General features: G+C 33.9%; 14 protein-coding genes and 1 pseudogene. 8 read left to right on the top strand and 7 right to left on the bottom strand.

All coding sequences use genetic code 11. The annotated features are described in order from the left end of the window. The first annotated feature begins 8 nt into the window (after positions 1-8). A complete protein-coding gene (locus GI584_RS03490; protein WP_153792897.1) occupies positions 9-1538 on the top strand; it encodes a glycoside hydrolase family 32 protein in 1530 nt (509 codons plus the stop codon). Between the two features lie 123 nt (positions 1539-1661). Here the strand turns inward: GI584_RS03490 and GI584_RS03485 are convergent, their stop codons facing one another. The 3 genes from GI584_RS03485 to GI584_RS03475 form a co-directional block, all read right to left on the bottom strand. Further along, entirely contained in the window at positions 1662-2681 is a 1020-nt protein-coding gene (locus GI584_RS03485) for an NADP-dependent oxidoreductase (protein ID WP_100362022.1), read from the bottom strand. Between the two features lie 120 nt (positions 2682-2801). Further along, positions 2802-3635 (bottom strand): hypothetical protein, encoded by an 834-nt coding sequence (locus GI584_RS03480; protein WP_153790243.1) that lies wholly within the window; start codon positions 3633-3635, stop codon positions 2802-2804. A 332-nt stretch (positions 3636-3967) separates the two neighbouring features. Continuing rightward, entirely contained in the window at positions 3968-4171 is a 204-nt protein-coding gene (locus tag GI584_RS03475; protein ID WP_153790242.1) for a hypothetical protein, read from the bottom strand. A 119-nt stretch (positions 4172-4290) separates the two neighbouring features. On the opposite strand from GI584_RS03475, the gene GI584_RS03470 reads away from it, so the two are divergent. The 7 genes and pseudogenes from GI584_RS03470 to GI584_RS03440 all read left to right on the top strand — a co-directional run bounded on the left by GI584_RS03470 (position 4291) and on the right by GI584_RS03440 (position 8716). Then, the gene (locus GI584_RS03470; RefSeq protein ID WP_153790241.1) at positions 4291-4446 is read left to right on the top strand and encodes a hypothetical protein; all 156 of its coding nucleotides are present in this window, start codon (positions 4291-4293) and stop codon (positions 4444-4446) included. A gap of 156 nt (positions 4447-4602) precedes the next feature. Beyond that, positions 4603-4767 (top strand): hypothetical protein, encoded by a 165-nt coding sequence (locus GI584_RS03465; RefSeq protein WP_153790240.1) that lies wholly within the window; start codon positions 4603-4605, stop codon positions 4765-4767. A 210-nt stretch (positions 4768-4977) separates the two neighbouring features. Continuing rightward, a pseudogene (locus GI584_RS23965) lies at positions 4978-5117 on the top strand (manganese catalase family protein); the annotation flags it as partial. 313 nt (positions 5118-5430) lie between these two features. Beyond that, on the top strand, positions 5431-6321 hold the full coding sequence (locus GI584_RS03455) for an STAS domain-containing protein (protein ID WP_153790238.1): 891 nt from the start codon (positions 5431-5433) through the stop codon (positions 6319-6321). A gap of 119 nt (positions 6322-6440) precedes the next feature. Beyond that, a complete protein-coding gene (locus GI584_RS03450) occupies positions 6441-7004 on the top strand; it encodes a helix-turn-helix domain-containing protein (RefSeq protein ID WP_153790237.1) in 564 nt (187 codons plus the stop codon). Beyond that, positions 6968-7834: an IS3 family transposase gene (locus GI584_RS03445; protein WP_153790236.1), complete on the top strand. Its 867-nt coding sequence runs from the start codon at positions 6968-6970 to the stop codon at positions 7832-7834. Before GI584_RS03450 ends, GI584_RS03445 begins: the two co-directional genes overlap by 37 nt. Before the next feature lie 138 nt (positions 7835-7972). Beyond that, positions 7973-8716, top strand: coding sequence for a site-specific integrase (locus GI584_RS03440; RefSeq protein ID WP_228552335.1), 744 nt, complete (start codon positions 7973-7975; stop codon positions 8714-8716). A 274-nt stretch (positions 8717-8990) separates the two neighbouring features. Here GI584_RS03440 and GI584_RS03435 read toward each other — a convergent pair whose 3' ends face one another. The 4 genes from GI584_RS03435 to GI584_RS03420 all read right to left on the bottom strand — a co-directional run bounded on the left by GI584_RS03435 (position 8991) and on the right by GI584_RS03420 (position 13516). After that, on the bottom strand, positions 8991-9179 hold the full coding sequence (locus tag GI584_RS03435; RefSeq protein WP_153790235.1) for a hypothetical protein: 189 nt from the start codon (positions 9177-9179) through the stop codon (positions 8991-8993). A 480-nt stretch (positions 9180-9659) separates the two neighbouring features. Next, positions 9660-10619 carry a DUF3231 family protein gene (locus tag GI584_RS03430; RefSeq protein ID WP_100360994.1) on the bottom strand — a complete coding sequence of 320 codons (960 nt, stop codon included), beginning with the start codon at positions 10617-10619 and terminating at the stop codon, positions 9660-9662. Positions 10620-11351: 732 nt separating this feature from the next. Next, entirely contained in the window at positions 11352-12449 is a 1098-nt protein-coding gene (locus GI584_RS03425) for a GerAB/ArcD/ProY family transporter (RefSeq protein ID WP_157801882.1), read from the bottom strand. Beyond that, positions 12449-13516 carry a Ger(x)C family spore germination protein gene (locus tag GI584_RS03420; RefSeq protein ID WP_153790234.1) on the bottom strand — a complete coding sequence of 356 codons (1068 nt, stop codon included), beginning with the start codon at positions 13514-13516 and terminating at the stop codon, positions 12449-12451. The genes GI584_RS03425 and GI584_RS03420 overlap by 1 nt, the downstream gene beginning before the upstream one ends. Positions 13517-13527 lie beyond the last annotated feature (11 nt).

The raw sequence follows: 13527 nt of genomic DNA, 5'->3' as shown, positions 1-13527 counted from the left end.
GGGAAATAATGTTATTCTCGCTCTTTTCTCTTTTGCTCATTATTCTTATATTTTTTAGTTTGCATACTGTAAATAAAAAACCAACTTCTAATTCGCAAGATGAAGATTACTCTTATCGAGCTGATTATCATTTTACAGTGCCCGATAATTGGAAAAATGACCCTCAACGTCCTCTCTATTTTAATGAAAAATATCACTACTATTATCTTTATAACAGAGATTATCCCGAAGGCAACGGAACAGAATGGCGTCACGCTACTTCTAAAGATCTGATTTATTGGGAGGATGAAGGGATCGCGGTTCCAAAATATACGAATGAAAACGGGGATCCCTGGTCAGGCTCTGTTATCGTTGATCATGATAATACAGCTGGATTCGGAGAAAATACCCTTGTTGCTATCGTTACTCAACCATCCGCAAATGGACAACAAGAGCAATATCTTTGGTACAGCACAGATGATGGTTTAACATTTAACGAGTATCAAAATGAACCTGTAATGCCCAATCCAGGAATAGAAAACTTTAGAGATCCGAAGATCATTTGGGAAGAGGAATCTCAAAAATGGGTTTTGCTGATGGCTGAAGGATCCAAAATTGGTTTTTATGAATCTGAAAATCTTAAAGAATGGCAGTATACTAATGGATTTCAAACAGAAAATCTGGGAATATTAGAGTGCCCGGATCTATTTCAACTGCAAACAGATGATGGCAGTATAAAATGGGTAATGGGCGTCAGTGCAAACGGTATGGAGCAAGGCAAACCCAACACATATGCTTATTGGATCGGAGACTTTAATGGTCAAACTTTTACTCCAGACCATAAGGAACCTAAATGGCTGGATTATGGCTTTGATTGGTATGGAGGTGTTACTTTTGAAGATGGTGAGAGCAGAGATAAACTGAATAATCGCTATGCTTTAGCATGGATGAATAACTGGGCATATGCAAACAATACACCAACATTAGAAGAAGGCTTTAATGGACAAGATTCCATTGTTAGAAAAATAGAGTTAAAAAAAGATGAACAAGATGAATATTATCTCACTTCCCAACCAAAAAAAGAACTAGATCAACTCATAGAGAGTACAGAAAGTTATCCCGAAGTAGAAGTAGATGGTATGGTAACACTAGAAACCGTAGGAGATGCATATCAATTAGAAACTGATATCAGTTGGGATGAAGCTGAAAATATCGGAATCAGACTTAGAGAATCCAACGATCAGAATCGTCACATCGATATTGGATTTTTCCCTCGGAAGGCGTATTCCTATGTCAATCGCGAATCTACCGATCAGCCAAATGATAATAATAATATGGTAGAAAGTAAAGCACCTATGGATCAACACAAAAAGAACGCTCACCTCAAAATACTTGTCGATAAAACTAGCGTGGAAGTGTTTATTGATGAAGGAAAAATAACGCATTCCAATTTAGTTTTTCCTCTAAAGGAAGATCAGGGCATTACTCTATTTTCTGAAGGGGGTAAAGCTATTTTTGAAAATGTAGAAATTCAGCATATGCATTCGATACATGAATAAACACTACAATGTAAGAAACGCTGATGAAATCATTAGCGTTTCTTTTTTCGATACGAGCTTCATCCAATTTCAACTGATAGGTGGAAAATTGGTGATTTATAAACTAGTAATAATCGTTAGCTTTTATTGAGGTAATTCCGCTACTTTTACTAACAGTTTACCAATATTATTTCCTTTAAATAGATCAAGAAATGCATCTGGTATATTTTCGAAACCTTCTTTGATCGTTTCTTGATAATTTAATTTTCCTTCTTGTAACCACTCCGCAAGTGCTACTGTACCTTCAGGGAAGCGGTCTGCGAAGTCACCTAATGTGAATCCTTGCATTAAGGCACTTTTCTTAATAAGTGTTGTTTGTACACGGGGTCCAATATCTTCACCTTTCAAGTTATAACTTGATATGGCGCCACAAATTGGCATACGTGCGAATTTGTTTAAATGTACATGCACTGCATCAGATATTTCTCCACCGACATTATCAAAGTAAATATCTACCCCGTTTGGGCAGGCTTTCGCTAAATCACTCTCAAGATTAGAAGTTGTCTTGTAATTAATTGCATCATCAAAGTGCAATTCTTCTTTTAAATATTGAATTTTTTCATCTGAACCTGCAATTCCTACAACATGTGCTCCTTTAATTTTTGCAATTTGGCCTACGACTGATCCTACTGCACCTGCAGCACCTGAAATAACAACCGTTTCACCTTCTTTTGGTTTTCCAATCTCAAGAAGTCCGAAGTATGCTGTTAAGCCAGTCATGCCTAAGATACCTAAGTGAGTGGTAATAGGTGCTATATCCTTATCAATCTTTCTAATTTCATTTTCTTTTGCAGTGTAATATGTTTGCCAACCGTAGCCACCAATAACTACATCACCTGATTGGAATTGATCTGACTTGGATTCAACGACCTCTCCAATTACTCCACCTTCAATAACTGCATTCAACTCAAAAGGTGCTACATAAGAAGGAGCATCAATCATTCGCCCACGCATATAGGGATCAACGGATACGTATAATGTACGAATCAAAACTTCGCCATTTTCCGGTTGCTTACTGTCTGTTTCTACCAATTTAAATGTATTTATATCAGGTGTACCTGTTGGTCGTTCTGTTAAAATAATTTGTTCTTTTTTATTATTCATTTCTATCTCCCCCATTCTATACATCTTTCTGTATTTAGCTAAAGTAACAAAAATTTAGGACGAAAGAAAGTTAAATGCTTGATGCAACTGTTTCAATCGACTTCCCCTACATATTAATAATCATCTTGCAATGTTGGAAATAAATGAGTAGGCATACTGGATCCACCAGAGTAAAAGAGTTGCCAGCACGAGATAAACGATTGTATATATCCAAAATGGTATTTCAACCACAAGTACACCAAAGTAATACAATGGTAAATCAATGCCGTAAACCAAAATAGGTGCAAGTAAACGCCCACGAAACTTTCGAAAATGTATAACCGCTACAGCAAATAGTAGACCTTTTATCAAGCCCATGATCGCTGATATAAAAATGCCATCACGATAAACATTTTCAAAAAAACCAAATTCATAATTGCGAATTGAAGCAACAGACATTATGTACATTACGGTAGCCGCACCACACCATCCTTGCATCCACAACGATAGAAAACGTGACCATTTAGTACCTAACTGAAGAGCTCGCATCCAGAACTTAGCTAATGAAAAGAAAAACAATGTGCCAATAAACGTGTATATCTTCCTCCACCAGTTTGCATGATAAATATCTAGCCACTCAAATAACCATTCTACACCTATCAATGTTACTGCAAAAAGTACGAGCCAACGTAACCTAAGCTGATACACCGCGGCTACTATACCTAAGGTAGGAATGACAAATAAATTGGAGACAATTGCCCCTAGTACGTTATCGTAGTATTGTACGGAAAGCACTTCAGGAATATAAAAATAGCTGTTTCCGATAATCATGACAAAAAGTTCTGCTATATATACCATTCCAGAAAAACATAGAAATAATACAGTAAAACCAAATTGACGTTTATGAATAATTATTATAGTCAAGATTGTTATGCTTATAATCGCAAGGATCAAATAAGGGACATAGTTAGGCATTTGTCAGACTCCCTTTTTTATTATCTTATCCCACAAAACCTCTATAGTACACATTTGCAAGACTTGTATGGTACATCATTAACTGATCTGAAAAAGGTGGCGTTATGGAATCCGTAATATGGGCATCCATTGAAGATGGAAGGCAAATCATCACTAATAAAAAAATTCCCTAATTGCTTTATTTGTCTATCTGCCACTAGTGCCCCTTGCTTAAAATACAAAGCAATAAATGAAACCCCTTCTCAAAAACCCTAATAACTCTCTAGAAGGTAGTATTTGTGAATATGTAAAAATTATTAAATTTAATAATAAGAAAGATATATGTATCTCCATTAAACAGGTGTACCAATCTGCTCCTCTTTTTTCTTATTAAACTCTTTTGAGTACGTTAGTCGAATAACGAACCAAAAGAAGCTTCCCAAAAGTTCAGTAAACTTCTGAGATGCCTTACCACGTGAATGGGATTTATTAGCCGGTTTCGAACCTTTACTTCTTCCTTCTTCTAAACCTATTACAGCCAACATCCAATATTTCAATAACGTTACAAATCTTAAAAAGTCAAAAACTCAAGTTTAACTATAAATTACCGAGGTATGACAGAAATATGAGTTATATAACTCACAAAAATCTAAAATTTTTATAGGAGGTATTTAAAATGACACAAAACAACAATGGAAACATGAGCAGAGAAAAAGCTGGACGTAAAGGTGGTGAAAAAGTTAAGCGTAAATATGGACAAGATCACTTTGAAGAAATCGGACAAAAAGGCGGACGTAATTCCGGCGGGAACAATAATAACAACAATTCCTAATTACTCTATGACTTTAAAGGATAAACTTTTCAATTTTGTTACAGTTTCAAAAAAATTAAAAATAAGAGTTTATCTAACAATTTATCGAGGAATGAAAGTTATGTGAGTAGTACTACTCACATAAATCTAAAATTTTTATAGGAGGTATTTAGAAGAATGGCACAAAACAATAACAACAATGGAAACATGAGCAGAGAAGAGGCTGGACGTAAGGGTGGCGAAAAAGTTAGTCAAAAATACGGGCAAGAGCACTTTGAAGAAATTGGAGAAAAAGGTGGTCGTAATTCTGGAGGAAACTATAACAACAATAATAACTCCTAAATTACGACCAAAAATATGTTAATATATAAATGTTCCTATATCAACAAAGTATAACAAAAAAATAAAAATAGCAACCCTAGAACTTTAAAATGGGAGAAATTACTTAGAGTTCTCCCGAAAAAAATACAATCAACAGAAGCCTCTCTTTTAAAGAAAGGGAGGTTTTCTGTATCAATTTAAATAACCAAAAAAAGAAAGGTGGGTTTTTTTATGTTTTTTCACAAAAATAATTGCAATTCCATGCAAAACCGGAATGCCTCGATCCTCTTCCTCTCTTCGCTAAAAAGCTTCAGGAAATTTTAGGAGGACAGTTTGGCGAAATATCTGTTGCGATTCAGCATCTTGGCCAATATACTGCCAGGACGCTGCAAAGATCTCTCATCTATGGTCTACATACTTTAACTAGATCGACTTCCGCAAGTCCCCCAGCTCAACAGCAAAAAAAGAATAAGGAAATGGAACATTTTACAATAAAGCGAGACTTTCATCAGTAGGAGCTTTTGCCACCTACTAGGCCCGACGAAACTTATCAGGGTGTTAGCGTCCGTATCATCTACTCGAACCTTGAAATGGAGGTTTTACGGACATTAGCACAGTGATAAAATAGTAAAATATAAAAGATAAAATTTTTTTATTTAATAATATTTGTAGGAGATGAATTAAATGAAAAATGAATACAAAATTGAGCTACTAAATGATCGAAGTGAAATAGTGGAACAATGGTACACAAAATTCAGACAAAGAGACATTTCAGTATGGAATGCAGAAATATCAGAGCAGGTAATAGAAGAAATCAGTCAAAAATTTGCCAAAATCATTTTTAATCACCCTGAAGAACTAGAAATAGAGGAAGAATTAAATCAATTTAGCGCAAAAATTGTTAATCTAGGCTGGCCACTAGCTTATCTGACGGAAGGCATTCAAATTCTAAGAACAATCTGTCTTTGTCGACTAATAGAAAAAAATGATGATGTAAACAAGTATGAATTTATAGATATGATGGAAGAAGTAAATGGCTGGGTGGATCCGATAAAGAATAAATTAATTCACACCTACTCCACTCATTGGATGGACATGGTTTCCAAGCAAAAAATTGTGCTTGAAGAGTTGTCCTCTCCATTAATACCAGTTGTAGAAGGAATAACTATTATGCCCTTGATAGGAACCATTGAGGAAGAAAGAGGGCAACTTATCAATCAGAAGCTGTTAACAGGTGTTGTGGAGCATCGGTCAGAGGTAGTTCTGCTGGATATTACAGGGGTCCCTACTGTAGATACCATGGTAGCTCATTATATCGTTAAGGCAGCGGAAGCAGTCCGTTTAATCGGGACAACCTGTATTCTAGTTGGTATTCGCCCTGAAATCTCCCAAACTATTTCTAATCTAGGGATAGATTTAAGTAAATTTATAACGAAAAGCTCACTAAAACAGGGATTTGAAAAAGCTCTGAAGATTACAAATCGCGAGCTTAATACTAAAAATCAGCAAGCAGCCAACACGGTAAAAGATATCATTCATTCGCTCAAACTTCCATCTTTACCTACTGAAAAATAGGGATGTAAGAATCATATATTAGATAATCTAACATGAAGCTTAGCTAACGAAATAAAAGACCACTTTGGTACCGACCCCCGAAAGTTAGAGTAGAAAATCTAACTTTCGGGGGTGTTTTTATGGCCAAATATAGTGAAGAATTTAAAATAAAGCTTGTCAACGAGTATTTGTATGGGAATCTTGGATATAACTCGTTGTCGAAAAAATATAATATGCCCAGTTCCACCCCATTAAAAAATTGGGTAAACGCCTATAAAGCGCAGGGTATGAAGGGGTTAAAACGGAGAAAAAAGAATGAGAAGTATTCTGTTCAATTTAAATTAGATACGGTACAATTTATGTTAAAGACAGATGCTTCTTATTTAGAAACTGCTTTGCAATTTGATTTGAACAATCCTTCCTTAATTGCACGATGGTTGAAGGCATTTCGTGAACAAGGGATAGAAGGCCTGAAATCAAGATCAAAGGGGAGACCTTCTATGTCTAAGAAACCTAATAAATCGAAGAAAAAGGAAGAGAAAAAGTTATCACGTGAAGAAGAATTAGAACGTGAGAATGAACTACTAAGGTTAGAAAATGCCTACCTAAAAAAGTTGAGAGCTTTTCGGGAGAATCCGAATGCGTTCCACGAAAAGCACAAGCAAAGGTGGCATTCGAACTCAAAGAAGAAGGGTTCCGATTAAAAGATATATTCGTTGTTGTAGGTATTCCTGAAGCTACCTATCACTATCATGTAAAAAAAATTGGGAAAGAAGACTTGGATACAGAATTAAAAGAACTCATTACACACCTATTTAAGAAATTTCATGAACGCTATGGTTATAAACGTATCACGAAAGAATTAAAGAAATTAGGACATTCTATCAACCATAAAAAAGTGTATCGCATTATGCGGGAACTGGGATTAAAATGTGTGAAATTTATGCGAAAATCCCGTAAATACAATTCATATAAAGGAAACGTAGGAAAAGTAGCGAAAAACCGATTATCCCGCCGCTTTAGCACACCTATCCCTCTTCAAAAGTTAGTAACCGACATTACAGAATTCAAATGTCTAGGCGAAGAGAAGCTATATTTAAATCCGATTTTTGACCTTTATAACGGAGAAGTTATTGCGTTTGAAATCAGGAAACGTCCAACGTTAGATCTTGTCATGGAACCTTTAAGAGAAACCATAGAGATAATAAAGAATCATGCAACCTATCGCACTACCATCCATTCCGATCAAGGCTGGCATTACCAGCACAACCAATGGGTGAGGACATTAAAAGAAAATAATGTATTCCAAAGCATGTCACGTAAAGCAACCTGCGCAGACAACGCTCCGATAGAGAATTTCTTTGGCATTTTAAAACAAGAAATGTATTATGGGGAAGAATTAGTTAGCTATGAAGAATTAAAAAGACGGATAGAAGAATATATCGACTGGTATAACAATGAACGATCAAAAACAAAATTGGCCGGATTGAGTCCAGTCGAATACCGAACTCAATCCAGCCAATCAGCTGCATAATAAAACTCTAACTTTTGGGGGTAACCACCGATACAATAGACCAACTTTCTAATAAATTCAGTACAAACTATGTTTCAAGTATTCATACTTCTGCAACCATGGTTTTTGAGTATGCTCTCTCACTAAAATTAATTAAAAATGCACCCACTAAAAGTATTAAACTACCAAAAAAAAACAACTGTATCAGAACTTGAAAAAGGCGATTCAATACATGAAAAGTTTCTCGAAAAGGAGGAACTAGAAGAATTACTTACAATAGCAAACAAAGATGGTCTTGAAGGCGATTTACTGGCTTTCACTATGTTAGCATATACAGGTCTGCGTATCGGTGAAATGATAGCTTTAAAATGGCCTGATATCGATTTTAACAATCAAACATTAAGGATATATAAAACGTATTACAATCCAACTAATAATAAATTAAAGTATCAATTACTTACACCAAAAACAGAAGGATCTATCCGCACAATAACAATTGACCCGATATTAATTGATCTTCTTAAAATACATAGAAACGAACAGGATAAAATCAAAAAAGAAAACAAACCATTTTATAATGATAATAAGTTTATCTTCGCAACTAATGAAGGATATCCTAAAACAATTAAACATATTGCTATTAGAATGAATAGGCTGTTAAAGAAAACTATCATTAAAAAGCATGTAACACCTCACTCATTCAGACATACACATACTTCATTATTAATTGAGGCTAATGTACACATTAAAGAAATACAAGAACGTTTGGGCCACAGTGACATTAGTACAACTATGGACATTTATGCCCACATGACAAAGAACATTAAAAAAGAGGCTTCCACTAAGTTCAGTAATTTAATGAAGGACCTCTCGGAAAATATTTCAAATAATAAATATCTGTGATTACAAACAAAAAAGTCATGAATATTCATGACTTTTTGCCTTCTCCGCACCGAACGGAAAAGGATTCACAAAACAACTCTTGAAGGTAAGGGTTAAATCCTTACTTCACCACAATTTTATTATAGCATAAAATATTTATTTTTATACAAATTTGCACAACGCGCCTGATTGCGGAAAAATGGAATAATTAAAGAGGTTAGTTCTTTAGATAATGATTTTATTTGTTTATCGTAGAATTGGCTATAACATAAACAATTTCAAAAACTAAATCCTTCTAATTTGAATTCCTTCCTCCTGGGATAAAATCATTCTTACACCATTTTATAAAGTTTCTTGAATGAAGAAGATATGTTCTTGCTGTACTATCTGTTAATAAACCTTCTTTTGATTTATCTTTAACCTCTTGCTCATAAGTTTCATAGAGTTCTTCCAACTGCTTTATTAAATCTTGAGCTACTCTCATTTACTCAGCTCCTCCTATTTATTTGATACTAACTATATTCTATATGAACTTTCGTTTTCTTGTAAGTAATCGAAGGATTGTGACATTAGTATTGTGAGTGAGTATGTGTTTAAAGTATTCTTACATTAAATAACTTAAATACAAAAGAAAAACACAACTCCATTTGGAATTGCGCCCAAATACTAAATATGAATTTTTTGATAGTCTTTAATGCATTTTGTTCTTATGCTTATTTAACGTCTTTGCTGCCTGACTTTTTTGCTTTTTAGCTTTAGATGTAGATAAGGTTTTTCCTGCTTTTCCTACTTTTCAACCTGAATGTTTCGGCATAAAAGTCTCCTTCTACATTAAAATGCGCTATTGCATAGTATCGTTGTACTGTGCAGCAGATAAATTTTTTGTTAGTTGTTCTTCTTAAACATAAGCACCCGAAAAAAGACTATCTTATTACCATTTCTTGATTAGCACCTGCCACCGTTTCTATTTATGTGACCAATTAGACACAGGTGGTTCATTAAACCAATTTTTCCTTATTAATAACTTCAGCCCTTTCTCTGAGTAGTCTTCAACCATTTTGATTAGTTCCTTTAAAGAATCTATATGATCCTTTTTATAACTGGATACCACTGCATTTTGTAGATTGCTTATACTTACTGGATTTAGGAACATTATTAAGTTCGCCATTAATTTATCTGAAAAAGGTGATTCCTTTACTTTATTAACGTGAGCCTCTAGTCCAGTTGTAGTTGGAATTCCATTTTCTCTATAGATATCAGATAAAGTGGCTGATTGATAAAATGCTAACTTTTTCCCATCTAGTATAAATTTCTTTGTGTCCATATCCTCTACGACTTCAGAAAAACCGATACAAAGAGCAACTCCAACATTGTTACATTGAAGGGAACTGAACATATTTGCCAATTCTATCGCATTAAGTGGCCGTTGCTGAGTTGATGCAACTTTGAATAGTTTCCCATCCCTTTCATCTGCTTTTTTGTAAGAGAAGGAATTATTTTGTAATAAATCTTTATCATTAAGTAATTTTAATAAAGAAAAATCTAATTGAATTACATCATTGAGTAGTTTTTTATAAAAATTTTTTACTTTATAATCTGTTAATTCAACATATTGAACAGCAAGCGGTCGCAATCCATTACTCGTTATATGCTTTAAGATTTCTATAATTAATTGGTCTGAAAATAGCTTTGTTGTTGATCTATATATATCATCTTCCCTGAAGAACGGTGTATCTTTATAACCTTCCTCAGACAATAATTGAGTAGCCTCTTGTTCTTGATATATAGAGATTTCATACATTTCATTTAAAATATTTCTTAAATCAGTATCCTCAGAAGTTTCACTAAGATATTTTAATAATAAATTGATCATGTTTGAACTTGATTGTAAGTACCAAAGGAATCCTAATTCATTTACGTTCATTTTATACCCCCTCAAGACCTAATTCTTTTTAGTTTGTCAATAAAATTCTTGATTATTCATGAATCAGTAATTCTTCCTAAACACACATAGAGTTTCCGTGTTAGGATTGAACCTTTCGAAAAGGAACAACATTTTATATATCTGACCAAACTGATGTTGGTAATATAATGATTCAAAAATATTGAAGTTAATATCTAAAACGAACTTCCTTCAAAAAGTCGAAAAGAAATACAATCAAATCAATATAAAGAACTGTCTGAAACAATCAAGATATTTGTTCAACAAACGGGGGCTTTCCTTCAAGAAGGAGTAGGACTTTTTTATTGAGTATAGAATCAGTTTAGTTGAAGAAAAGCAGGGAAAAATTACCAGTATCAACTTTATCAATCATTTCTACAGTTGTGTTTGGATTTTTCCATAAGACATAGACAAGTAATTGTGTTGTGCATTTTATAAGCTCACGTTTTTTTGGGGAGTAGCATCTTCTATTGTCATTTTAATATTTACGTATGGCATGAATATTCTTTCTTTCAATATTATTTTAATGGAGAACTTACCATGTTTGGTACTGGGTCATATTGAATTCCGCTTACTAGAAACATTGCTCCAATTAGTACTAACTGCATAAATAGCAGTAAGATAACTAAAGTCGAAAAATGAACATAGAAAAACTTTTGAATTACTTAAACACCAGATTCTTCAAAGTAGCTATTTTCTAGGTTTTCATTGAACTTAATACTCAGAGCTTTTAAATTTGCTTTTACGTAGGGAATAAATGGCAAATAAGAGTGGAATGTAGCTATATATAAAATAGAAACCTACCTCTGAGGTGAATTTCCTTAGTGCATCTACTTTCAGATGGTCATCAATAAAGATGCTACAAAGTAATATGAATAGCATAATCGTATATAATGATTTCCTTGGTTTAATTTTCGTTATTTTCTTTAAGATCCTCGTACAACACCAGATTGGAATACAGACGGTTGGAAGTATAACCAAAAGCCAAGTAAAGATAAAAATAAATTCAATTCGCATGATAAAAGTAAATTCAACAATCTTAATCATGGCTAATGTCGGCCATAATGTATGCTTAAGTTGACCTTGGCTAAAATAAACGAAGGTTATTAATGTAACTAATAGATATATGAAAGTTGTAAATGCTAATGCTCCATGTGCCCATTTTGCAGATTTAGAAGGGTGCTTAATAAATGGGAAGTAAATCAACAAGGACTCAAACCCAATAAATATAAGGGAAGATGCTTTAGAGGATTGAGCTATTTCCAGAATTGAATGGTTAAAAACCGGCATTAGGTTTCTAAAATTAGCATATTGTAAAGGAAAATATAACGTTAACAGAAGAATAGAAGGTAGAACCACTCCTAGGAAGCTTATTCCCGTCAATGTTCGGAATCCTCCGGTAATGATATAAATGATTAGACATGCTAACCCTAGGCTAAGCTCCCAAGTTTTGATCATTGGGAATACCCATACCTGTATAGCTTCTATATAAGTACGAAAAACGGTAAGAGCCAAAAGTAAAAAGTATCCAATTACAATAACCGATAAAAAATTCCCGATTTTTTCACCAAACGAAATTTGATGGATTTTTAACAAGTCTTTGGTAGGGTTACTAACCATTTTTAGTATCATCCATAATATAATATGAAGGCTTAGACCAGTGATAATAACTGAGATCCATGAATCATGTCCAGCATTTTCAATAATCGTATTCTGAAAGCTCAGAAGACCAATTCCTGTTTGAGAGGAGTGAATCAAAAAGAAAACAAAAAAAGTAGATACTAAATAGTTTTGGTTAATTTTTTGCTCCACTATCCATCCACTCCCGTCGGTAAAAAGTTCATCTTCGTTTCAATTTCAAATTCTAAATTTGGGTATTGATCATTAAAGCTATCTTGCGTCCAATCTCGTTTTTCACTTCTAACTAAATCTCCAAATCCCACAGGATCTACCTGTTCCTCTTTAAACTCTTCCAATAACTTTTCAATTTTTGTGCTTAATTCTTTTTCGATCTTTGTAGATAATTTATCTACATCTTTCTTTTTAGAAAGATCAAGAGAGCTTGGGTAATCTTCAATATGAGCAAACAAATCAAGTTTAATTTTCACCTGTGGCTTTTGATGAGTATTTTTAATGGAGACTTTTCGTTTTCCATACATAATTTTTAGAAAGATTTTCTCTTTCTGTTCGCTGATGAATTCATAAGTACCACTCATATTTTTGTCTTTAATGATCTTAAAGAGGAACGCTTCTCTATCTTGAAGGTGCATCACCAATTTGTCACCTTTAAAAATTCCTAAACCATCAACCATTATCTTTTCAGATTCATAAATGGTTAAGACCGGCAAGTAAACATCTTGTCCAGTACCAAAATATTGATTTAATGCTGTATGAATGTTCGTTCGCGGCGTATTCCCGTATTTTATATTTTGTTCAATTACATCAGAGAGATAATAGGGTGGATATCTCATAGCAAGATTAAGAACTTCAGCAGCATCCTGCTTTGATATTACCACTGTTGCAATGTTTTCCATCATTGGGTCTCTGACAAGAGTACCCATTAAATCTTTAATGCCTTCTTTTGCAAAAGGTTCTCCCATTAATATTGTTCTTGTTTTTCCAATTGCAACAGGGTGTGGTACTTGTTGCGTAAACGTCGTAAATATTCCATTTACAGTTTCGGATTTTGCTGTAAGAAGCTTTACTGGTGCCTCTGCTGGTTTTTCATAATGAACATGGAAAGAGGCGCTCCCTTTTATTTTATCATCTTCAAGATCATAGCCTAATGATTCAATTATTTTTATATCCTCGACTATTTTATTCCTAGAGCATCCTACTATTAACAACAGGACACATAGGATTTTTAAAAATTTCATCATGGCCCACAACC

This window comes from Gracilibacillus salitolerans, from assembly GCF_009650095.1.
Lineage (GTDB): Bacteria > Bacillota > Bacilli > Bacillales > Amphibacillaceae > Gracilibacillus > Gracilibacillus salitolerans.
This window is presented reverse-complemented; position numbering and strand designations above follow the sequence as displayed.